At 62.8% G+C, this 22,429-nt stretch carries 20 protein-coding genes; 11 read left to right on the plus strand and 9 right to left on the minus strand.

From position 1 onward, the window contains the following. Positions 1-58: 58 nt before the first annotated feature. The 4 genes from NCS02_RS17300 (at position 59) to NCS02_RS17315 (ending at position 5,239) form a co-directional block, all read left to right on the plus strand. Positions 59-1,141, plus strand: a complete 1,083-nt coding sequence (locus NCS02_RS17300; protein ID WP_033536139.1) for a purine-nucleoside phosphorylase — start codon at positions 59-61, stop codon at positions 1,139-1,141. Between the two features lie 538 nt (positions 1,142-1,679). Then, complete coding sequence (gene flhD, locus NCS02_RS17305; protein ID WP_008353371.1) at positions 1,680-1,997, plus strand: flagellar transcriptional regulator FlhD; 318 nt, start codon at positions 1,680-1,682, stop codon at positions 1,995-1,997. Between the two features lie 18 nt (positions 1,998-2,015). Further along, positions 2,016-2,687, plus strand: coding sequence for a flagellar transcriptional regulator FlhC (flhC, locus tag NCS02_RS17310; RefSeq protein WP_008353370.1), 672 nt, complete (start codon positions 2,016-2,018; stop codon positions 2,685-2,687). Between the two features lie 164 nt (positions 2,688-2,851). Further along, a complete protein-coding gene (locus tag NCS02_RS17315) occupies positions 2,852-5,239 on the plus strand; it encodes a DNA polymerase II (RefSeq protein WP_250523243.1) in 2,388 nt (795 codons plus the stop codon). A 9-nt stretch (positions 5,240-5,248) separates the two neighbouring features. Here NCS02_RS17315 and NCS02_RS17320 read toward each other — a convergent pair whose 3' ends face one another. Next, positions 5,249-6,253: a hypothetical protein gene (locus NCS02_RS17320; RefSeq protein ID WP_250502972.1), complete on the minus strand. Its 1,005-nt coding sequence runs from the start codon at positions 6,251-6,253 to the stop codon at positions 5,249-5,251. A 245-nt stretch (positions 6,254-6,498) separates the two neighbouring features. Here NCS02_RS17320 and NCS02_RS17325 point away from each other — a divergent pair, with 245 nt between their 5' ends. Beyond that, entirely contained in the window at positions 6,499-6,738 is a 240-nt protein-coding gene (locus tag NCS02_RS17325) for a hypothetical protein (protein ID WP_008353367.1), read from the plus strand. A 134-nt stretch (positions 6,739-6,872) separates the two neighbouring features. Here the strand turns inward: NCS02_RS17325 and NCS02_RS17330 are convergent, their stop codons facing one another. Further along, complete coding sequence (locus tag NCS02_RS17330; protein ID WP_160172886.1) at positions 6,873-7,028, minus strand: hypothetical protein; 156 nt, start codon at positions 7,026-7,028, stop codon at positions 6,873-6,875. A gap of 234 nt (positions 7,029-7,262) precedes the next feature. On the opposite strand from NCS02_RS17330, the gene NCS02_RS17335 reads away from it, so the two are divergent. Beyond that, positions 7,263-8,648: a glycosyltransferase family protein gene (locus tag NCS02_RS17335; protein ID WP_250519902.1), complete on the plus strand. Its 1,386-nt coding sequence runs from the start codon at positions 7,263-7,265 to the stop codon at positions 8,646-8,648. A gap of 7 nt (positions 8,649-8,655) precedes the next feature. On the opposite strand, the gene NCS02_RS17340 is transcribed toward NCS02_RS17335, so the two are convergent. Together NCS02_RS17340 and NCS02_RS17345 are read right to left on the minus strand one after the other, a co-directional pair. Next, the gene (locus tag NCS02_RS17340) at positions 8,656-9,066 is read right to left on the minus strand and encodes an HPF/RaiA family ribosome-associated protein (RefSeq protein ID WP_250502974.1); all 411 of its coding nucleotides are present in this window, start codon (positions 9,064-9,066) and stop codon (positions 8,656-8,658) included. A 94-nt stretch (positions 9,067-9,160) separates the two neighbouring features. Beyond that, positions 9,161-10,042 (minus strand): LysR family transcriptional regulator, encoded by an 882-nt coding sequence (locus NCS02_RS17345; protein ID WP_008353361.1) that lies wholly within the window; start codon positions 10,040-10,042, stop codon positions 9,161-9,163. Positions 10,043-10,165: 123 nt separating this feature from the next. Between NCS02_RS17345 and NCS02_RS17350 the strand changes: the two genes are divergently transcribed. Both NCS02_RS17350 and NCS02_RS17355 read left to right on the plus strand, forming a co-directional pair. Next, a complete protein-coding gene (locus tag NCS02_RS17350) occupies positions 10,166-10,951 on the plus strand; it encodes a TerC family protein (RefSeq protein ID WP_008353360.1) in 786 nt (261 codons plus the stop codon). Positions 10,952-11,073: 122 nt separating this feature from the next. After that, complete coding sequence (locus NCS02_RS17355) at positions 11,074-12,480, plus strand: S8/S53 family peptidase (RefSeq protein WP_250502975.1); 1,407 nt, start codon at positions 11,074-11,076, stop codon at positions 12,478-12,480. Here the strand turns inward: NCS02_RS17355 and NCS02_RS17360 are convergent. After that, positions 12,465-14,063, minus strand: coding sequence for a Na+/H+ antiporter (locus tag NCS02_RS17360; protein ID WP_250502976.1), 1,599 nt, complete (start codon positions 14,061-14,063; stop codon positions 12,465-12,467). The genes NCS02_RS17355 and NCS02_RS17360 overlap by 16 nt on opposite strands. A gap of 135 nt (positions 14,064-14,198) precedes the next feature. On the opposite strand from NCS02_RS17360, the gene NCS02_RS17365 reads away from it, so the two are divergent. Next, entirely contained in the window at positions 14,199-14,423 is a 225-nt protein-coding gene (locus NCS02_RS17365; protein ID WP_008353357.1) for a hypothetical protein, read from the plus strand. Between the two features lie 110 nt (positions 14,424-14,533). Next, positions 14,534-16,372, plus strand: coding sequence for a glycoside hydrolase family 15 protein (locus tag NCS02_RS17370; RefSeq protein ID WP_008353356.1), 1,839 nt, complete (start codon positions 14,534-14,536; stop codon positions 16,370-16,372). A gap of 44 nt (positions 16,373-16,416) precedes the next feature. Here NCS02_RS17370 and NCS02_RS17375 read toward each other — a convergent pair whose 3' ends face one another. The 4 genes from NCS02_RS17375 to NCS02_RS17390 all read right to left on the minus strand — a co-directional run bounded on the left by NCS02_RS17375 (position 16,417) and on the right by NCS02_RS17390 (position 20,780). Next, positions 16,417-17,358 carry an ABC transporter substrate-binding protein gene (locus NCS02_RS17375; protein ID WP_008353355.1) on the minus strand — a complete coding sequence of 314 codons (942 nt, stop codon included), beginning with the start codon at positions 17,356-17,358 and terminating at the stop codon, positions 16,417-16,419. Positions 17,359-17,423: 65 nt separating this feature from the next. Then, positions 17,424-18,455 carry an ABC transporter permease gene (locus NCS02_RS17380; protein ID WP_008353353.1) on the minus strand — a complete coding sequence of 344 codons (1,032 nt, stop codon included), beginning with the start codon at positions 18,453-18,455 and terminating at the stop codon, positions 17,424-17,426. A 30-nt stretch (positions 18,456-18,485) separates the two neighbouring features. Then, on the minus strand, positions 18,486-19,997 hold the full coding sequence (locus NCS02_RS17385) for a sugar ABC transporter ATP-binding protein (RefSeq protein WP_175979339.1): 1,512 nt from the start codon (positions 19,995-19,997) through the stop codon (positions 18,486-18,488). A 54-nt stretch (positions 19,998-20,051) separates the two neighbouring features. Next, positions 20,052-20,780: a GntR family transcriptional regulator gene (locus NCS02_RS17390; RefSeq protein ID WP_175979340.1), complete on the minus strand. Its 729-nt coding sequence runs from the start codon at positions 20,778-20,780 to the stop codon at positions 20,052-20,054. A gap of 159 nt (positions 20,781-20,939) precedes the next feature. On the opposite strand from NCS02_RS17390, the gene NCS02_RS17395 reads away from it, so the two are divergent. Further along, positions 20,940-22,253, plus strand: coding sequence for an L-fuconate dehydratase (locus NCS02_RS17395; protein WP_250502977.1), 1,314 nt, complete (start codon positions 20,940-20,942; stop codon positions 22,251-22,253). Positions 22,254-22,429 lie beyond the last annotated feature (176 nt).

The raw sequence follows: 22,429 nt of genomic DNA on the forward strand, positions 1-22,429 counted from the left end.
GCCCTGGCCGGGCGCGGTCTTCTTTCGAAGGTCGAACCCTTACGAGGATCCGCTCGCCATGAGAAAACTCCGCGCGTCACGATCGATAAAGCTCAGAAAAACCGCCTGTGCGTCACTGTTCGCCGCCGGCCTCGCGACCCTGACAGGTTGCGCGTTCGCCCAGCCATCCGATGACAGCGGCCCCGAAGGCGGCCGCCACGTCAAAGTGATGATCGTCACGATGTTCGGCCCCGAAGGCCAGGTCTGGCTCGACAAGCTCGGTCCGTGGCAGGCGATCAAGGTGCCGGGACTGTCGCCGGATTATCCCGAGGTCAATTGCAATCGCGACGATGTCTGCGTCATCACGACGGGCATGGGTCACACCAACGCGGCCGCGTCGATGATGGCGCTGGCATTCTCCGACCGCTTCAATCTGCGGCACACGTATTTTCTCGTCGCGGGCATCGCCGGTATCGATCCGAAGCAGGGCACGGTCGGCTCGGCAGCCTGGGCGAAGTATCTCGTCGATTTCGGCATTCAATGGGAACTCGACGCGCGCGAGAAGCCCGCCGACTGGCCTTCGGGTTTCCTCGGCATCAACACGAAAAGTCCGTACGAGAAACCGCCGCTCGACTATCGGACGGAGGCGTTCGCGCTCAATGCGTCGCTTGCGGATGCGGCCTTCGCGATCTCGCGCAACGTCACGCTCTCGGACAGCGATCAGGCGAAAGTCGCGCGCGCGAAATTCAACTACGCGCCGGCCAACCAGCCGCCGCGCGTGATCCAGTGCGACACGCTCGCCGGCGATACGTGGTGGTCCGGCAAATATATCGGCGAGCGGGCGAGGGAGTGGACGCGCCTCCTGACCGACGGGCGCGGTGTCTATTGCACGACGCAGCAGGAAGACAACGCGACGTACGAGGCGCTCAAGCGCGCGGCGAGCGTGAAACGGGTGGATCTGTCGCGCGTGGCGGTGCTGCGCGCCGGATCGGACTTCGACCGGCCGTACGAAGGGCAAGCCGCTTCGGACAATCTGCTCAATTACGCCGATCAGGGCGGCTTTGCGCCGGCCATCGAAAACCTGTATCGAACGGGCAATCCATTCATACAGGAGGTTGTTACACATTGGGGCGCCTGGCGCAAAGGCATCCCACAAAAGTAACGCCACGGCGTTACAAAGCCGGTAACAAGGCCATGTTTCTGGCAGTAACAACTCTGTTACTGCGACCAAGTAACTATTACCTAACCTGCCGCGGATCGGTAATCGCCGATTTCGCGGCATTTTTTTGCTCTTTCACGTCCGATGAATGGCGAATAAAAGCTGGGTCTTGGCGTCAACGGAATCCCGTAAATGCCCGTTATATGGCGCGGAAGGCGATTATTAAGATAAAAACGAAGCCGCGCCGGGCGGACCTCGCAAACGTTAGACAAATACGCACCGGATCAAAGAATCGGTCAAATTCTCCAGACCGAAAAAATTACCGACCTAAAGTGTTGTTTGCAACAAAATATTATTGAGACACTCTTGCTTTAGGTTCAGACAGTTCTTAGAATCCGTCTCACAGTGGTTGTTACAAGATGTAACGCACTGAAACAAAGATTACGCAGTACGTAGCCGGGCAGAACGAGTCCGGTGAGGCACAAAAAAGACATCGGCAAAAAGCCGGCGGGAAATCGGGGATTTACTGGAAGTTGCAACCATGAACGGTCGCGAAACGCTGGAATCGATCCGGGAAATCAATTTGTCGTACATCATGCTCGCGCAGCGTCTGCTGCGCGAAGACCGCGCCATCGGCATGTTCCGGCTCGGTCTGTCGGCGGAACTCGCCGATCTGCTGTCGGGCCTCACGCTCGCACAGGTCGTCAAGCTCGCGTCGTCGGATAACCTGCTTTGCGCATTCCGCTTCAACGATCACACGATGCTGTCGGCCTTGGTTCAGCCCGCGAAGAACGCGGACATCGCGCCGACGCACGCGGCAATCCTGCTGGCTGGCCAGCCGGCCGAACAGTTCGCTTAAGTGATGACGGAGCGAGCCATGCTGAAGAAGAGCCTCACTGAAGACGCCCAGGAAGTGTTCCGCGCCATCGCGCTGATCGAGCTCGGCGCGCGCATGCAAGTGCTGGAGAGCGAACTCACGCTCTCGCGCGATCGCATGATCCGCCTGTATCGCGAAGTGAAGGGCGTGTCGCCGCCGAAGGGCATGCTGCCGTTCTCGGCCGACTGGTACATGACGTGGCTCGCCAATATCCACGCATCGCTTTTCTATAACACCTATACGTTCCTGAAGAACGAAGCCGGCTGTTCGCATCTCGATGCGTTGACCAAGGGGTATCGGCTGTATCTCGAGCACTGCAACCATAGCGGCGCCGAGGCGGTACTCGATCTTACGCGGGCCTGGACTCTTGTGCGCTTCTTCGACGCGGGCATGCTGCAGATGACGGCTTGCTGCCGCTGCACCGGGAAGTTTGTCGCACACAAACATGATTTGCAGAACAACGTGGTGTGCGGGGCCTGCCAGCCGCCGTCACGCGCGGGGAAGACCAAGAAAGCGGCGGCCGCGAAACAGGCCAGCAAAGAAGCCGCGCTGGAGGTAGTGATGTCGAAGAACGAAGTGCCGGAGCATGCGGAGCACACGGTACTCGCTAACGTAGCGGCAGTAGCGGCGTTACAGCCGCAACGAGCTAGCCTGGTCGCACAGGCTGCTTAGGCGGTAGCGGCCGCCGGCTTTCCTTCCGGGGACTGTCCGCGAGGATGGTGGATGTCCGGCTCGCCGCTACCGCGTTTTACTTCCCGCCCGTTTTCCCGAATCGATAGCCCGGCGCCGATTGGCGTGCCGGGCTTTTTTGTTTTGCCGCCCAGTAAAATGCTTCGATGGCACGCGCTCTCGAAGATAACGGCTTGGCTACCGCACAACAGGGTTTTCTGCTGACTCGTCACTGGCGCGACACCGCAGCAGGGACGGAAGTCGATTTCTGGCTCGCGACCGACGACGGCCCGAGAAAGATCCGCATCGCGACGCAGACGAGCGTCGCGTTCATTCGCGCCGAAGATCGCGCGAAGGCGGAGCCTGTCGTCGCCGGCGTGCGCGACACGTATCTGCGCGAGCTGCCGCTCAAGGACTTCCGTCAAAAGCCGGTGCTCGGGCTTTACTGCCCGCAGTATCGTCAGTTACTCGCGCTCGAAAAGAACCTGAGAAGCGCCGGCGTCAATGTCTTCGAGGCCGATATCCGTCCGCACGAGCGCTATCTGATGGAGCGCTTTATCACGGCGCCGGTGTCGTTCGAAGGCGCGCCGCGCGACGGTTACATTTGCAGCGAACTGAAGCCCGCGCCGGATTACCGGCCGTCGCTCAGCGTCGTGTCGCTCGATATCGAAACGAGCGTGAAGGGCGATCTCTATTCGATCGCGCTCGAAGGCTGCGGCGCGCGTCAGGTGTACATGCTCGGACCGCCGACCGGCGCCGCCGAGCCAGCGGATTTCGCGCTCGACTATTGCGACACCCGCGCCGACATGTTGCGCCGCTTCAACGCGTGGATCGCGCATCACGATCCGGACGCGATCATCGGCTGGAATGTCGTGCAGTTCGACTTGCGCATCCTCCAGCGGCACGCCGACGACTACGGCGTGCCGCTTACGCTCGGCCGCGACGGCGGCACGGTCGAATGGCGCGAGCACGGCATGAAGCGCAATCACTGGTTCGTGTCGATCGCGGGCAGGCTCGTCATCGACGGCATCGAGGCGCTGCGTTCGGCGACGTGGAATTTTCCGTCGTTCAGCCTGGAGTACGTCGCGCAATCGCTGTTAGGCGAGGGCAAGGCCATCGACAGTCCGTACGCGCGCATGGACGAGATCGAGCGGCGCTTTCAGGAAGACAAGCCCGCGCTCGCGCGTTACAACCTGAACGACTGCGAGCTCGTCACGAAAGTTTTCGACAAGACCGAACTGCTGCCGTTTTTGCTGGAGCGCGCGACCGTCACCGGTTTGCAGGCGGATCGCAGCGGCGGATCGGTCGCGGCGTTCACGCATCTGTATATGCCGCGGATGCATCGGCTCGGCTATGTCGCGCCGAATCTCGGCGACGTGCCCGAGGAAGCCAGTCCCGGCGGCTTCGTCATGGATTCGCGTCCCGGTCTCTACGATTCCGTGCTCGTGCTCGATTACAAGAGCCTGTATCCGTCGATCATCCGCACGTTTCTGATCGATCCGGCCGGGCTCGCGCAAGGCATGGCGGCTTCCGACGAGACCGCCACGGTTCCCGGCTTTCGCGGCGCGCGATTTTCACGCGACACGCACTGTCTGCCCGCGATCGTCGCGCAAGTGTGGGAAGCGCGCGAAGCGGCGAAGCGTCAGCGCAACAAGCCGCTGTCGCAGGCGCTGAAGATCATCATGAATTCGTTCTACGGCGTGCTCGGATCGAGCGGCTGCCGCTTTTTCGATCCGCGTCTCGCGTCGTCGATCACCATGCGCGGTCACGAAATCATGCATCGCACGCGCGAGCTGATCGAAGCGCGCGGCTACGGCGTCATCTACGGCGATACGGATTCCACTTTCGTCTGGCTGAGGCGCGCGCGCAGCGAGGAAGACGCGGGGCGCATCGGCCGCGCGCTCGTCGCGCATGTCAACGAATACTGGCGCGAGCATTTGCGCGAGACCTTCGGGCTCGACAGCGCGCTGGAATTGCAGTTCGAAACGCATTTCACGCGTTTTCTGATGCCGACGATCCGCGGCACGGAAGAGGGCAGCAAGAAGCGCTACGCCGGCCTCACGACGCGCGCCGACGGCAGCGAGGAAATCATCTACAAAGGGCTCGAAACGGTGCGTACCGACTGGACGCCGTTCGCGCAACGCTTCCAGCAGGAGCTTTACCTGCGCGTCTTCAAGGGTGAGGCATACGCGGACTACGTGCGCGAGTACGTCGGACGCACGCGGCGCGGCGAGCTGGACGAACTGCTCGTCTATCGCAAGCGCTTGCGCCGCACGCTCGGCGACTATCAGCGCAATGTGCCGCCGCATGTGCGCGCCGCGCGCATCGCCGATGAGTACAACGCGCGTGCCGGACGCCCGCTGCAATATCAGAACGGCGGCTGGATCAGCTATGTGATGACGGCGGCCGGTCCCGAACCGGTGGAAGCGCGCCACGCGCCGATCGACTACGAGCACTACGTCAGCAAGCAGCTTCAGCCGGTCGCGGACGGCATTCTGCCTTTCCTGCGCGACGATTTCACCGCGCTGATGTCCGGTCAGAAAGAGCTGTTCTGAGTTCCGAGTCTAGAAACGCACGCCGAAACCCGCTTCGATGATGTCCGCATCGCGGTCGTAACGCGTGACCATGCGATTCCACGTCACGCGCGCGAGCCATCGATCCGAGAAGCGGTAACTCGCCGACACCGATACGAGACCGGAGAAGCGTCCGTCGCCGGTGCGGTTCTGCGCCAGATCGTCGTTCTGCGTAATCGACAGATACGGCCCCGCGCCGACGCCGAGCGTCAGCTTGTCATTCAAGAACGCGCGCGTCGCCCAGAGTTGCGCGGCAACGCCGTCGCGGCGCGACTGGACGTGGCCGCCTTCGTGCAGATACGACGCGGTGAAGTCGAAGTAACGCCACAATCCGCGCCGATATTCGATGCTCTCCGCCAGATTCGTTTCCGAGTCGGGACTGTTGAGGATCGTCGTGCCGAGCATCACCGTGACTTCGTTGTTGGTGACGTTGGTCGTGCGCGACACGGGGCGCGCGCGCGGTCCGCGTCCTTCGGGCGCGTCGAGCTGATAGCCGATGCCGAAGAGCAGCGCGGTCGTGTCGGGACCGCCGAATGCCTGCACGCGATTGAGCTTCATCTCCGCGATCCAGCGGTTGTCGAAGTAATACGCCGCGCGCAGCGTGAACATCGCGCCCCAGCCGTGCGTGTTCGAGTATTCGCCGCCCGACTGCGCCTCGCTCGTATCGAAATAGCGATACGGCCCGGCGCCCGCCGACAATTCCAGCCGCTCGTTCCAGAGCGGCAGGCGTCCCCATAACTCCAGCGCCTGCCCGTCACGGTGATGATCGGGAATATGGCCCTCGTTGAGCCAGGAAAAGCTCCAGGCGGCGTAAGGCCCGAGCCCTTCACGATAATTCGCTTCCCACGAATACGTGTTCTGGCTGCTGCTCTGGAGTGCGCCAGCCAGAAACGAAAATTCCTGCGAGTGAGCCGCGCTGCTCGCAATGCCGAGTAGCGCGAAAGCGATCGCGCGAAGGGCCGTTCTGCAATGTCGTTCGTTCTGGGTTCTTGTCATCGGCGAGGTCGGATTCGGAAGGTTCCGGCAACTTTCGTGCGGTCTGTTCCGGATGCAGGATACAGACTTAGGAAAACTCCCGCAAAGTTCTGACTAATTCCTATTTCCACCGACGGCAAGGTGAAACGTTTGCGCGGAACAATCGCTCGGCATGCGTTCGCAGCCACTCACACGCGGGGTTACGCGTTTCGCGGACCTTGCGTAGATTGAGTTCTCCCAGTGCATTCAGGCAAACGAGGTCAGCGATGGACTCCACCCCAATCGAATATCGAGGCTGTGAGCTTTCGGTCATCGTCCAGCATCGGGCGGGAGAATTCGTCGCGACGCTTCTGATCGAGCGGCCGGGCGGCGTGCGGCGCGCGATCGGGCCGATGCGCGCGTTTGCGACGGCGCAGGCCGCCGCGAACTTCGCGTTCGAATGCGGCAAGGCGGAACTCGACGGCGCATCCGCGATGCGCGCGCCGCGCGTCGCGGTGTCGGGCTGATGCCGTCGCTCAGGCGCCGCTCGTGCGCGGCTCGCCCGAAGTCGCCGCCGCGGCGCCGTCCGGCGTCGCCGGATGCCGCGCGCGATACACCACGAGCGCGCACACGCTGACCGCAGAGATCGCGACCGGCCCGGCTACCGCTTCAAAAATGCGCGGCGGCAACCAGGCGCGCCGAGCATCGCGCCGCCCGTGCCGGTGCCCGTCACAAAGAGCGCACTCAGCGACAGCCACGCGAGCGCCGGTTTCCCCGCGAGATGTCCGAACGACGCGAGACTCGACGTCGCGCACACGAACGCCGCCGCGACCACCTACTGCGGATTGACAAGAACACACGCAATAGCATCGCTGACCGCGCCGTCGACCCGTCTCAAGAAATGCTGAGAATCGGCCTATTCCTAGGGGCAATCCGCTGATTTGACGCAATAATTTACAAATCCACGAGACGGGCCGGATAAGCTCGGATGTTCCATCCGGGCGGGTCGCCCGTATCTGCTCGCTTTCCGTCTTCCGACTGTTGAACCGCCATGGTGACTCTGGTTAGCTGTTTCTCCGATCGCAACGCGACATCATCGCTCGACAATCACATCGAATATTGCCGGCGCGCGAACGCGAAGCATCGTTTCGAGCCGATATCCGGCTGCGTCGATTCGCTCGAATTGCGCACGCTCTATAAATACCAGTTGCTGAACGACGTACTGCGGGAGGCCGAAGAGGGCGAACTCGTCATTTTCGCCACGGAAAACGCGTTGTTCCTCCGCTTTCACGACTTCGAGCCGATCATGGCGGACCGCGACGTCCTGGTCACGAAAGGGCATTTCGGCATCAACACCGAGATGTTCGTGCTGCGAAACAATGAAGAGAACCGGCGCATGATTCGTGGCTTCGCCGCGCAATGCCGCAAATACTTCGAATACGGCAAGTTCGTCACGGAAGAGGAACTGCTCGAAGCCCTGCCGACCGTGCCCGACTGGGACGACCTGAACGGCGTGGTGCCGATCGCGTCGATGTGGGCGAGCCAGCATCCGGATATTCGTGGCCGCGAAGTCGTCGCGGTGTCGATCGTCTACACGCCGCGCCTTTACAGCAAGTACGGGCCGCTGTGGCGCGCGGTGTTCGCGCGGCATGTGAGCGCGTGTCACGCGTCAGGCGATCTTCGCTTTTTCGACGATGCAGCGCCGATGTCGAGCGATTCGAACGAGCCGCTTTCGGTGTATCAGCCGGGACGTCCGATCGCGGTCGTGATGCTCTATACGCCGAACATCGCGAGCTATGCGCGCTTCGGCGAAGGGAGTCTGCGTGCGTACTGCGAGCAGCACGGTTATACGCTTTACGTGCATCGCGAAGTGCCGGCCGATTTCGGCCGCGATGCGTGCGGCAACTGGGCCAAGCCTTTTCTTCTCAGCAAGTACCTGCCGCAGCACGAATGGGTTTTCTGGATGGACGCGGACATCATCGCGATGAACCGGAGCGTGAAACTGGAGAAGTTCACCGAAGGGCGCGAACGCGTGCTGACCGCGGACATCTGCGGCTGGCGTTTCAATTCGGGCGTAATGGGCTTTCGCAACACCGAGGCGAATACGAACGTGCTCGACGCCGTGCTGGCGAAGGTGCGCGAGATCGAGGACATCCAGTACACGTTTTCGAGTCAGGGCGACCAGTATGTGTTCATGGAGCAACTGATCGCGCACGGTCTGTGTCCCGAGATGGATTCGCCCGAACTCGTGAGCTTTCGCGAACTGAACACGCCCTGGTATTACGCGGACCGGAACACGTTCCTCTGTCACTTTCACGGCCTGAGCACCGAGATGCGGGCGCTGTTCATGTCGATGGATTCGGTGCCGGAAGGCGGCTTCGAAGCCATCGAACATGCGGCGCCGCGCACGCCGCTCCTGATCCGCAAACCCGCGTGATCGCGGCTTACGCGCCGGCCATCTTTCTCATCAGGCGCACGCGGGGATCGACTGCTTCCTGCAGCGCCGGCTCCTCCGCGAAATGCCAGGCGAGGCTGCGCGCACGCACGCGGCGCGTCGGCTTGACGTGCTCACGCCGGCGCACCAGCGAGCGCACGGCGCGCCCCAGCGCCAGATCGATGGCTCCGCGCCAGTCGCGCGCAATCGACGTCGCGACGACCTTGTTTTCCCGATTCAACTGCACTTCCACCTGACAGCGCTTGTCGACGCCGCCGCGCGGCCCGTTGATGTCCGACAAGCTGACGGTCGCCTTCGAGATCAGCCACGCGAGACGGCGAAAGACGAATTCGCTGCGCGCTTTCGCAAGCTCGTGCATCGCAATGGCTTCGGGGTCGCGGGACTTGAACAGGACTTTCATTGACGCCTCCTCGTTGAACATGGATTCAGCGTAAAGGCCGGTCGCGATCCGAAAAAGCAGACTGAACGGAACCTAAGCTTCGAAAAAACCGAAGTTAGCTCGTGGCTCGCGCAAGCACCTGCTGAGTCAACGGATGATGCCGTCCGCGCCGCGACACGATCGCGTGCACTTCCTCTTTCACGTCCGGCGAGCGGCCGAGCCAGCGCAGTCCGCGCAACAGCGGCGCATCGCCCGCGCCGAATTCCGCGAGCGGAAACACCCCGAGGCCGCGCGCGCCGAACACGGCCATCAGCGCACTGTCCTCGAATTCGCCGACGATGCGCGGCGCGATGCCTTGCGCCTCCAGCCATCGATCGAGCCTTGCCCGCAGCGACGAATGGCCGGTCGGCAAAAGAATGGGCAGCGACGCGAGACTTTCAGGGAAACGATCGATCGCGCTCTTGCGCACGATCGAAGCCGGCCCGTACCAGTCGACCGGCGAGGCGATCAGCCGCTCGCTCGTGAGACGCAGATTGTGATTGTGCGGCGCGGGGTGGCTCGCGAGCACGAGATCGAGCCGATGCAGCGCCAGTTCGCCGAGCAGTTCGTCGGTCTCGCCTTCGTGACACAGAAGACGCAGCGACGGATTGCCGAGCACTGGCGCGAGCAGCGCGTGCGCAGCAAGCTTCGAAATGCCATCCGACAGGCCGACCGCGAGACGCGCGAGCGCGCCGCTCGCCGCCTCGCGCACTTCGTCCTGAATCGACTGCCCAATATGAAAGATTTCCTCCGCACGCGCGAAGGCCACCTGTCCCGCTTCGGTCATCGTGACGCCGCGGCCTTCCGGCTTGAGCAGTTGATGCCCGAGCGATTTTTCCAGCTCACGCACTTGCGCGCTGATGGTTTGAACCGCCATGTCGAGCCGTTCCGCTGCGCGCGCGAACCCGCCTTCCTTCACGACAACCCAGAAATAATGCAGATGACGATAGTTGAGCATGTGCCGTGCGTCCTTTTCGATACATCGAAAAAACCGAAGTAGGGCTTCGATTATCGCTGATTTTTTCGAGTACGAGTTCAGCCGATCATGGCGCGATACGTTCAATCAAAAACCCTGTTACTCATGGAATATCTCCTTTCGCTCGCCGCCGATCCCGCCGTCTGGGCCGCGCTCGTCACGCTGATCGTGATGGAAGTCGTGCTCGGCATCGACAATCTCGTCTTCATTTCGATTCTCAGCAACAAGCTGCCCGTGGCGCAACGCGCGCGCACGCAGCGCATCGGCATCATGCTCGCGCTCGTCATGCGGCTCGCGCTGCTCGGCACGGTCGCGTGGATCGCGCAACTGACCACGCCGGTGTTCTCCATGTTCGATCATGCGTTCTCGTGGCGCGACATCATCCTGCTCGCGGGCGGCCTGTTCCTCGTCTGGAAGGCGACCACGGAGATGCGTCATCACGTCGGACGCGAGCACGATGTCGTGCCCGGCGTCGCGTCGAGCGTCGGCGGCATGACGGCGTGGGCTGCGATCGGCCAGATCCTGCTGCTCGATCTCGTGTTTTCCGTCGACAGCATCATTACGGCGGTCGGCATGACCGAGCATCTGCCGATCATGTTTATCGCCGTCATCTTCGCCGTCGCGACAATGCTGTTCGCCGCGCAACCGCTCTCGCGTTTCATCGAACGCAATCCGACGGTCGTGACGCTCGCGCTCTCGTTCCTGCTCGTGATCGCGATGACGCTGATCGCCGAGGGTTTCGGCACGCACGTGCCGAAGGGCTACATCTACGCGGCGATGGGCTTCGCGGGATTCGTCGAAGGTTTGAACCTGCTTGCAAGGCGCGCGAAGGGCAAGCGCGAGGCGAGCGTTCCCGCGCGTAATTCCGCTTGCTTCTCGTCGTCCGAGTGACTACGTTATTCGTTAGCGAACGTCTAAATTCTTTCGGGTCCCGAAATAATCAACCGACAAATTCGCGCGCGTCGCGGCCATGGCGACCAATCGTCGGCGGAATGCAGGCGACAGGAGCGAAGATGAGCCCGCATTGGGAGATCGGCACGGTGAGCGAGGCGTTCGAGCCCATCGCGCGGATCGATCCATACATCGTGTGGGCGCACGCGACGCGCTATCGCGATCTCGGCGGCATGCCGCGCGGCCGAATTCCCATCGCCATCGAGATGAAGCAGGGCGGCGAGACCGCGCAGCAGTTCGCGCAGACGATCGAGCGTAACGGCTGGCAACGCTGGATCTGGATGTCGGCGCTCTATCGCGATCCGCCCGCGGGGCTCGAAGCGACGCGCTTCTGCACGGCTCACGTGACGCGCGAATTCTTCGCGCATCTGAACACCGATCTCGCGGGCAAGTTCGAGCGCTTCACGGAGGCGCTGGCGATTCCAACGCACGTCGATGCGCGTACGGAACGCGTGCCTGCCGATCATGTACCGATGCGCGAAGGGCTGGGCAATGCGATCGTCGGCGTGTGCGATGAAGATATCGCGTTCACGCATCCGCGATTCTCCGAGGATGCAAACGGAACGCGCACGCGCTTTCAATGCTTCTGGAATCAGAACGATCCCGCCGACTCCGCAGCCGGGCTCGGTTACGGAAGCGAGCTGCTCAAACATCAGATGGACGCGCTTCTGGGCGACGCGCGCCTTCATGCGGAAGCGGCGGGCGCATGCATGTACGATCCGTCGCGCACGCAATCGACAGCCGATTGCGACGCGCCCTTGCCGATGATCGGCGTGCAACTCAAACGACGCTATCGCACGATGCGCGACGCGTTCGGCCCTTGCCCCGATGCGGAAGTACTCGACGCCGTCCGCTATGTCGTGCAGCGCGCGCAGGACATCGGCAGTGCGGCGTGTCATGCGCTCGTCAGTCTGAATATCGGCAATGTCGCGTGGCAGCAGGACGGCAGCTCGCTCATCGAATGCGCGCTCGACGAACTGATGGACAGCGGCGCATGCTCGGTCGTGCTTCCGTCCGGCAATGTCGACTTGTCGCGCTGTCGCGGTGCATCGACGCTCGCGGAGCGCGCGGAATCGGAGTGGCGCTGGCGCGTGCGCGCGCATTCCGAATCGCCGAGTCTCGCGGAAATCTGGCTGTCGACCCGTGATGGAACGCCTAGCGTCGACGTGCAGATCGTGCCGCCCGACGACGTCGCGAGTGCATGGATCGGGCTCGGCAACGTCGGCACGTTTACGCGCGGCGGCGATCCCGTGTGCACCGTCGTGCATCTCGGGCGCGGCGCGCGCGGCGAAGGGCACATGATCCTCGTCGCGCTCGCGCCGACCGCCACGCGCAGCGGCGTGCGCCGCGCGACCGCGGGCGAGTGGCTCATCCGCCTGAGGAACAACGCGCGCGCGACCGTCACGGCCTATGCGTGGATGCAGTGCGACGAAACATGGGCGCGCGATCCTGCTCAACCGCGCGCATGAAGCGCGATGATCTCCTGAAGATCGAGGTCGTGCTCCAGCGAATGCAGAAGCTCGTCGTGGATTTCCCCCGCGCGATGCATCCGCAGCAACTCCGTGCGCCCGGCGGCAATCGCGGCGAGCACGACGTCGTAGTGCGCGTGGCGGGCATCCGTCGGGAACTCCTCCATGTCCTCGAAGCGCTTCGTGAGTCCCGCGCGATACGTGTATTGCTCGAGCAGTCGCGGATGGATCACATTGCCATCGGCGTCGTGCACCAGTGGCTGGATCGCCGCCAGTTGCGCGGTCTCCATGCGCGCCCACGCCTGCGGCTCGCTGAGATGGCGTGTCGAGCGCTCGTGACCGCGCGTGAGCGACAACAGCGCGATGAGCGGGCCGATTGTCGCGCCCTGCAGGAGCACGGTGACGAGAATCACCGCGAAGCCGGCAAACACAATCAGATCGCGGCCGGGCATCGTCTCGGGCAACGAAAGTGCGACGGCAAGCGTCACCACGCCGCGCATGCCGGCCCAACTGACGACCGTGGCCGCGCGCCAGTCGGGAACGCCTGCGGCGTCCGCGCGCTTGCGTCCGGTGACAGTCCACGCGAGCCACTTCATCGCCTCGACGCCGAACACCCAGACAAAGCGCGAGAGGATCACGACCGCGATCACCGCCGCCGTCGCGGGTCCGAGGAGAGAGAATGCATCGCCGACGCCGCCGAGCCGCACCGCGATGCCGCGCAGCGACAGTCCGATCAGCACGAACACGAGCGCTTCCAGCACGAACACGACAACCTGCCAGAACGCCGTGCCGCGCATGCGCTGCGCCGCCGTGAACACTTCGTGCTGATGCCAGCCGACGACCATGCCGCACGTGACCGTCGCGATGACGCTCGATACGCCGAGCTCCTCGCCCGCGATATAGCTGACCCACGACGTCAGCATCGACGTGGTGATGACGAGGTAATCGTCCTCGAGCGCGCGCATGAGCTTCACCGCGATGAAGCCCGCGACGATCCCGACGACGATGCCGCCGATCGCCAGCCCCGCGAAGCTCGCGACGGCGCGTGGCGCGCTGAACACGCCGCTCATCGCGGCCACGAGCGCGAAGCGGAAGAGCACGAGGCCGGCGGCGTCGTTGAGCAGGCTTTCGCCTTCGAGCAGCACCATCAGCCGACGCGGCAGCGCGACGCGCTCCAGCACGGCCTTGGCGGCGACCGCGTCGGGCGGCGAGACGACCGCGCCGAGCGCGAAGCACGCGGCCCAGGGAAGTTGCGGCACGACGAGATGTACCGCGACGCCGACGACGAGCGTCGTGAACGCGACCGCGCCGATCGCGAGCAGCAGAATGCCGCTCAGGTTCCGCTTGAAGTCGTCCCACACGAAGAAGTACGCGCCGTACATCAGGAGCGGTGGCAGGAACACGACGAGCACGAGCTCCGGGTCGAGCTCGAATTGCGGCAGGCCCGGCACGAACGCCATCGCGACGCCGCCGACGAGCAGTGCGGCCGCGGGTGGCAGGCGCACGCGCTTGGCGAGCACTTCGAGCGCGATGATGGCGATCAAGGAGACGAGCACCAGATTGAATGCCGTAGCGGCGTGCATGGAATGTCCTCGGATTGTTTGGGATTTTTTTGCGGCAGTGCGCGGCGGCCCACGCAGATGACACGCCTCGCGCTGCTACCATCGACGCGGGACCGGGCCGCGAGCCGGGGTCATCGTATCCGAAAGGGAGGAGTAATGAGACGAAAGTCGTCGGGCGTGGCTGTGGCGGCCGTTCTGGTGGGCGTCGCCGTGGCGGCTGTGGTCTATATCGCGAGCTTCGGCCGTTCGCGTCATGCGGATGCCCCCGTGCCGACGCCTTCCGTGCTCGCCGCGCAAGACGGCGCCGCGAGCGCGGCCGCTTTCGGCGACGCGCCGAAGCATCCGGAGACCGCACCGGGCGACCGGACCGCCGCGCGCTGATTCGCACTGTCTAGCGTTTGTCGCACGCATCGTAGCGGTCGCGTTCGACAGGAATATGACTTGCTCGATTTCCGACGATGTCATTCCACGCTCGTCGGGAGCACTTCGCGATGGGACACCATCCTGAGCAGATTCCACCGGCCGCGCTGCCCGTCGACGGGCGCGGCATGATCGGCAACATGAAGACGGCGGCGCTCGTGTCGCTTTGCGGCGCGATCGACTTCATGTGTTTCCCGCGCATCGACTCGCCCACGGTCTTCGCCGCCCTGCTCGATGGCGATCGCGGCGGCGCTTTCGCCATCACGCCGCGCGCGCCCAACGCGAACGTCAAGCAGATGTATCTGCCCGAAACGAACGTGCTCCTCACGCGTTTCATGACCGGCGACGGCGTGTGCGAGCTGCTCGATCTGATGCCGGTCGCATCGAACGGGACGCGCGCCGATGCGTTGCCGAACTGCGTGCTGCGCATCGTGCGGCTCGTCTTCGGACGCATGACGCTCGACGTGCGCTGCGATCCGCGCTTCGATTACGCGCGCGCGAAGCACACGGCCCATGCGGTGGAGAAGGGCGTCGAATTCATGCGCGACGACGGTGCGCCGTCGTTGCGGCTGCGCTCGAATGTGCCGCTTACGATCGACGGCCAGAGCGCATGCGCGACGCTGAATTTGGAAGAAGGCGCTTGCGCCTGCTTCGTGCTCGGCGAGGCCGAAGGGCTCGCCGACATCGACGCGAATCACGACTCGATCCTCACCGAGACCATCGATTACTGGAAGGAATGGTCGTCGCGTTCGACGTATCGCGGGCGCTATCGCGAAGTCGTGCTGCGCTCGGCGTTGACCTTGAAGATGTTGAGTTCGGAAGAATTCGGCGCGATCGTCGCCGCGCCGACCTTCGGCTTGCCCGAGGCGCAGGACGGTTCGCGCCGCTGGGATTATCGCTTCACGTGGATACGCGACGCCGCGTTCTCCGTCTACGCGCTGCTGCGCCTCGGCTACACCGGCGAGGCGGAACGCTTCATGAAGTGGATCGCCGAGCGCAGCCGCGATTGCAGCGCGCACGGCCAGTTGCGTGTGATGTATTCCGTCGATGGCGCCGACGCGCCCGAAGAAAGCGAGCTGAAGAGTCTCGTCGGCGAAGTGCCGGGACGGATCGTGATCGGCAACGGAGCGCGCGAGCAGGTTCAGCTCGATGTCTACGGCGCGCTGCTCGATTCCGTCTATCTCTACAACAAGTACGGCGCGGCCATCTCCTACGATGGCTGGCGTCACGTGACGCGCACAGTCGATTACGTCGTCGAACACTGGCGCGAGCCGGACAACGGCATCTGGGAGTTTCGCAACGGCACGCGCGCATTGCTGCATTCGCGTCTGATGTGCTGGGTGACGGTGGATCGCGCGCTGCGGCTTGCAGAAAAGCGCTCGTTGCCCGCGGCGCTTGCGCGCTGGTTCGAAACGCGCGATGAAATCCATCGCGACATTCACGAACAGTTCTGGAACGACGACATCGAGAGTTTCGTGCAGACGCCCGGCTCCGACACGCTCGACGCCTCTGCATTGATGATGCCGCTCGTGCGCTTCATCGGCCCGAAAGATCCGCGCTGGATCGGCACGCTCGATGCAATCGGCCGCGAGTTGCGCGTCGATCCGCTGATCTTCCGCTATACGCGCGGCTCGACGCTCGATGGCTTGCCCGGCACCGAGGGCGGCTTCTCCGCGTGCTCGTTCTGGTATGCGGAGGCGCTCGCGCGCGCCGGACGTGTCGACGAAGGCCGGCTCGTGTTCGAGAAGATGCTCGCCTACGCGAATCATCTCGGGCTCTTCTCGGAGGAAGTGGCGACGAGCGGCGAGGCGCTCGGCAATTTTCCGCAGGCGCTGACGCATCTCGCGCTCATCAGCGCGGCGTATCAGCTCGACAGGAATCTCGATCGCGTGCACGTTCCCTGGACGTGATCGCATGAAGAGAAGAGGACGGGCGCGACCCCGTCCTTTGCCGATCAGTCGTACAGCACGGCGGCGATCTTCGGATCGTTCATGTTGGACTTGTCGTACCAGTAGAAGCCGGTATCGACCTTCTTCGGCAGCTTTTCGCCCTTGAGCGCCTTCATCGCCGAATCGACGACGCACCTGCCGATGCCGACCGGATTCTGCGTGATCGCACCCGCCATGAGGCCCGACATGATGTCTTCCTTCTGCTCCTTGCCCGAGTCGTAGCCAATCAGCACGAGCTTCTTGCCCGATTCCTTGATGCCGATAGCCGCGCCCGCGGCCGAACCTTCATTGGCGCCGAAGATGCCCTTGATGTTCGGATTGGCCTGAATCATCGCCTTCGCGATCTCCGCCGACTTCAGATGATCGCCGCCGCCATACTGCACCGATACGATCTTGATGTTCGGATGCTTGGACTTCATCTGATTGAGGAAGCCGTCGCGCCGGTCGATGCCGGTGCGGCTCGTCTGATCGTGAACGATGACGCCCACTTCGCCCGCATTGCCGATGGCTTCGGCCATCTTGTCGGCGGCGAGCGCGGCGGCGGCGAGATTGTCGGTGGCGCAGGTGGTGAGCGGAATGTCGCTATCCACGCCCGAGTCGAATGCGATCACCGGAATCTTCTGGTTCTGCGCCCGCTTGAGCAGCGGGACGGCGGCCTTGCTGTCGAGCGCGGCGATGCCGATCGCCTGCGGCTTCTTCGCGAGCGCTGCGGAGAGCATGTCGATTTGCTTGTCGACCATCGCTTCGGTTTCGGGGCCTTCGAACGTGATGCGCGCTTTCTGCTCTTTCGCGGCCTGTTCCGCGCCCGATTTCACGGCTTGCCAGAACTGATGCTGGAAGCCTTTCGATATCAGCGGAATATACGGCTCGTCCGCATACGCGGCGCTCGTTGCGCCGACGAGCGCGCCCGCTCCGATCAGTGCGCCGATGATTCTTCTTTTCAGCATGATGGATCTCCTCCAAAGGTCAGGTTATCGATTTGTGCTCGCCGTGCGAGCTTTGATGCTCCCTGTCACGCTCCGCCTTTCTTGCGCCGCAGAATGTCCGCATAGACCGCGAGAATGATGATGAGGCCGGTCACGACGATCTGCCATTCCTGAGCGACCGACATGATGCGCAAGCCGTTGGTCAGCACGCTCATGATGAACGCGCCGATGATCGTGCCGAGTATCGTTCCCGAGCCGCCCGATAGCGACGTGCCGCCGATGACGACCGCCGCGATCGCATCGAGTTCGTAGCCTTGTCCGAGCGCGGGCTGCGCCGAATTCAGCCGCGAGGCGATAAGCAGTCCGGCGATGCCGCAAATCGCGCCGCCCAGACCGTAGATGGCGATCTTCCATCGGTCCACGTTCACGCCCGAAAGACGCACCGCTTCCTCGTTGCTGCCGAGCGCGAACGTATAGCGCCCGAGCGCGGTGCGATTGAGCGTGATGGCGCTCGCGATCGCGAGAAAGAACAGGATCAGCACCGCGTTCGGAATCGGCACGCTCGGCAGGAAATAACCGATCAGCGAGTCCTGCGAGATCATGTAGAAGTTTTCGGTGTCGGTGAAGTAGATCGGCTTGTCGGACGCGACGACGAGCGACAAGCCCTTCAGCAGCATCATCATGCCGAGCGTCGCGATGAAGGGCGGGATCTTCATCTTCGCGGTCAGCGTGCCCGAGATGGTTCCGCATATCGCGCCGGTGACAATCGCGGCGATCACGCCGATCCACATCGGCAAATGCCAGTAGGTGAGGAACACGCCGCATATCACTGCGGTGAAGGTCATCAACGTGCCGACGGACAAGTCGATGCCGCCCGTGATGATGACGAACGTGGCCGCGATCGCGAGCACGCCGTTGACCGCCGTCGCCTGCAGGATGCCGAGGATGTTGTCCATCTGCATGAACGCGGGCGACGCGAAGCTGAAGAACGCCAGCAGCAAGATGAGGCTCGCGAACGCCAGCAGCTTCTGCAATGCAGTAGGCGAAAACACGCGCGCGCGCAGGCCGCCAATGCGTCGTTCGTTGGTGAGCGGCGCGGTATCCGTGGGTTGTGTCATGAGTTGACCTCGTGTGTTCGAAAGTCCGGCTTATGCCGCTTGCAAAGATTCGCGCCGCGTCGCGAGCTGCATGATGCGCTCTTGCGTCGCTTCGCCCGATGACAGCTCTCCGGTGATGCGCCCCTCGCACATCACGACGATGCGATCGCTCATGCGCAGCACTTCCGGAAGCTCCGACGAAATCATCACGATGGCCTTTCCTTCCTGCGCCAGCGCGCGCAACAGCTTGTAGATCTCGCTCTTCGCGCCGACATCGATGCCGCGCGTCGGCTCATCGAAGAACAGCACGTCGCAATCGCGCTCGAGCCACTTTGCGATGACGATCTTCTGCTGATTGCCGCCCGAAAGCAGGCGCGCGGGCTGAGTAGGCGAGGGCGTGCGGATCGCGAGCAGCTTGATGAAATGCGCGGCCGTCTTGCGAATCTTCGCGCGGCGCAGGAACATGCGGCCCGCGAGAAACTTGCCGAGGTTCGACATCACGATGTTCGATTCGACGTCCATGCCCGTTGCGAGACCGAAGCGCTTGCGGTCTTCCGACAGGTAGCCGATGCCGCGCTTCACCGCATCGCTCGGCTTTCTGATCGCGGCCTTCGCGCCTTTGACGAAAATCTCTCCCGATTCCACCGGGTCCGCGCCGAACACCGCGCGCGCGACTTCGGTGCGACCCGCGCCCATCAGGCCGGCGAAGCCGAGGATTTCACCGCGATGCAACTTGAAACTGACGTCCCGTACCAGCGGCCCGGCGTTCAGATGACGCACCTCGAGCGCCACTTCGCCCTGATGCGCGCCGCCGAGAAACGACGTGAGGTCGGTGAGCGTTCTGCCGACCATCATGCCGATGATCGTCTCGACGCTCGTCTCATGCGTGTTCACGGTCGCGACATATTCGCCGTCGCGCATCACGGTCACGCGATCGGAAATCTGCTTCAACTCGTCCATCTTGTGCGAGATATAGACGATGCCGACACCGCGCTCCTTCAATTGCCGGATGATGCGAAACAGCTCGGCGATTTCCGCATCGTTGAGCGCGGAAGTCGGCTCGTCCATGATGAGCACCCGCGATTCGAAGGACAGCGCCTTGGCGATCTCGACCATCTGCTGGCTCGCGACCGTGAGCGTGCCGACGACGGTGCGCGGATCGAGATTCACATGCATGCGTGCGAGAATCGCGCGGGCGTCGTCGTTGAGCTTGTCTTCGTCGAGCAACAAGCCCATGAGCTTGCGAGGCTCGCGGCCGATGAAGATGTTCTGCGCGATCGTCAGATGATTCATCAGTTGCAGTTCCTGATGAATGATGCCGATGCCCGATGCCTGCGCCTCGCGTGGACTCGTGAAGTCGACCGGCTTGCCGTCGACGAACATGTCGCCGGAATCGCGCGTGTACACGCCCGCGAGAATCTTCATGAGCGTGGACTTGCCCGCGCCGTTTTCGCCCATCAACGCATGGACCTCGCCCGGCATGACGTCGAAGCGCACTTCATGCAGCGCGCGCACGCCCGGAAAGCGCTTGCTCAACTGGTTGACGGAGATGAGGGGTGTCATGGATGTGGCATGAATGCTCGGTTTCGTTGGATCTGTCATACGTGCGTTGAACGGCTATGGCGCGAACTGGTCGGGCCGTTCCTGCGCCGATCGGCGCAATTCCGCGACGACCTGATCGAGATGATCGTGCATCGCCTTCGCGGCAGTGTCGGCGTCGCCGCTGCGAATGGCGTCGAAGATGCGTTCGTGTTCATCGAGCGTATGGACGAGGCGCTCCGGACTCGCGAGAAGCTGTCTCGCGCGATCGAGCGCGCTGCGCGACACGGCGACGATCTCCTTCACGCGCGGCAGGTTGATCGCGTCGAGCAGGATTTCGTGGAAGGCGAGATCGAGCGTATGGAAGGCGAGACGCTGATCGGTCTTCAGCATCATCCGTTGCTGTTCGAGATTGAGCGCGAGCGCGTCGAGCGTCGCGGCCTCGCGAATGCGGGCGACGCCGCGCACCGTCTCGACTTCGAGCGCGCTGCGAATGAACAGATGCTGATGAATGTCTTCGAGCGCGATGGGCTTCACGCGCGTGCCGCGCTGCGGCAACACTTCGACAAGACCTGCGTGCTCGAGCCGGGCCAGCGCGGCGGAAACCGGAAATCGCGAGACGCCCATGCGCTCGCAGACGGCCAGTTTGTCGATCATCATCCCAGGCTCCAGCGCCAGCGTGACGATAGCTTCCCGCAACGCTGCCTCGACTGCATCGGTCAGGCTGCCGCGTTCGCCGCTGCCGATCTTGTGCAGTGCATCATAGGGAGTGCTGACGGTCGTCGCTGTATCGAGAGACGTGTTCACCGGCGCTTGATTTTCGAGATGGATGCTAGCATGCTAGAAAGCATCGACGGCGTTGTCAACGCGTGCATATGCCTAGTTCGAAGATTGGGACGTAGCGACTTTTTCATCGGTTAAATCGCAGACTCGACTTGGTCGACGACGCTTTCGGAGGGCGTTCATATGACAACGATCACCAGGCTGTCCGTGAGGGACATTCGCTTTCCCACATCGCGTTCGCTCGATGGCTCGGATGCGATGAACGCGGCGCCGGACTATTCCGCTACCTACGTCACGCTCGAAACCGATTCACCGGTAGGGCACACGGGCCACGGCCTGACGTTCACGATCGGCCGTGGCAACGAGATCTGCGTGGCGGCCGTGAATGCGCTGGCGCCGCAAATCGTAGGGAAGAAGCTCGCGGACATCACCGCGAACATGGGTGCGTTCTGGCGTGAATTCACGTCGGATAGCCAGTTGCGGTGGATCGGCCCGGACAAGGGCGCGATCCATCTCGCGACGGCCGCGGTCGTCAACGCGGCATGGGACCTGTGGGCGAAGTCGGAGGGAAAGCCGGTGTGGAAGCTGCTCGTCGACATGACGCCGGAAGAGCTCGTGCGTTGCCTCGACTTCCGTTACGTGACCGACGCCATCACGCCGTATGAGGCTATCGCGATTCTGAAGCGTCATGAAAAGACGCGCGGCGAACGTGTGAAGGAAATGCTCGAACAAGGTTATCCGGGCTATACGACGTCGGCGGGCTGGCTTGGCTACGACGACGACAAGATCCGCCGGCTCGCGCGTGAAGGCGTCGCGCAAGGATGGACGCATTTCAAGCAGAAGGTCGGCGGAAACATCGAGGAAGACGTGCGGCGCGCGCGCATCTTGCGTGAAGAGATCGGCGAAAAATCGAAGCTGATGATGGACGCCAATCAGGTATGGGACGTCGACGAAGCCGTGACCAACATGCGACGTCTCGCGGAGTTCAATCCATGGTGGATCGAAGAGCCGACGAGTCCCGACGATGTGCTCGGGCACGCGGCCATCCGCCAGCGCCTGAGTCCGCTGATCGGCGTCGCGACGGGCGAGCACTGCCAGAACCGCGTGATGTTCAAGCAGCTATTGCAGGCCGAGGCGATCGACTTCTGTCAGATCGACAGTTGCCGTCTTGGCGGGCTGAACGAGGTGATCGTCGTGCTGCTGATGGCGGCGAAGTTCGGCGTGCCGGTGTGTCCGCATGCGGGCGGCGTCGGGTTGTGTGAGTACGTGCAGCACATTTCGATTTTCGACTATGTTTGCGTGTCGGCGTCGCTGGAGAATCGCGTGCTCGAATACGTCGATCATCTGCACGAGCATTTTGTCGATCCGGTCGTGATCCGCAATGGGCGATACATGCCGCCGCAGAAACCGGGCTACAGCATCGAGATGAATGCGCCGTCGCTCGACAGGCATCGCTTTCCGGACGGTGAAGCGTGGCAGGGTTTGAAAAGGAGTTGATGATCGTTTGGGCTACGGGCCGTGCGGGTGATACCGGCGGCTCGTGGCGGCTGACACGCGGTATGGCTGCGGTGTTTCTCACTTGGGACCTACAAACAATGTCAAAGCAAAATTGAAATGTCGTACCACCGGCTAAATACAGATGTCGTGTTTTTGATGTGTGATTGGCTCTGTTT

It is taken from the genome of Caballeronia sp. NCF2, assembly GCF_023631205.1.
GTDB classification, from domain to species: Bacteria; Pseudomonadota; Gammaproteobacteria; order Burkholderiales; family Burkholderiaceae; genus Caballeronia; species Caballeronia zhejiangensis.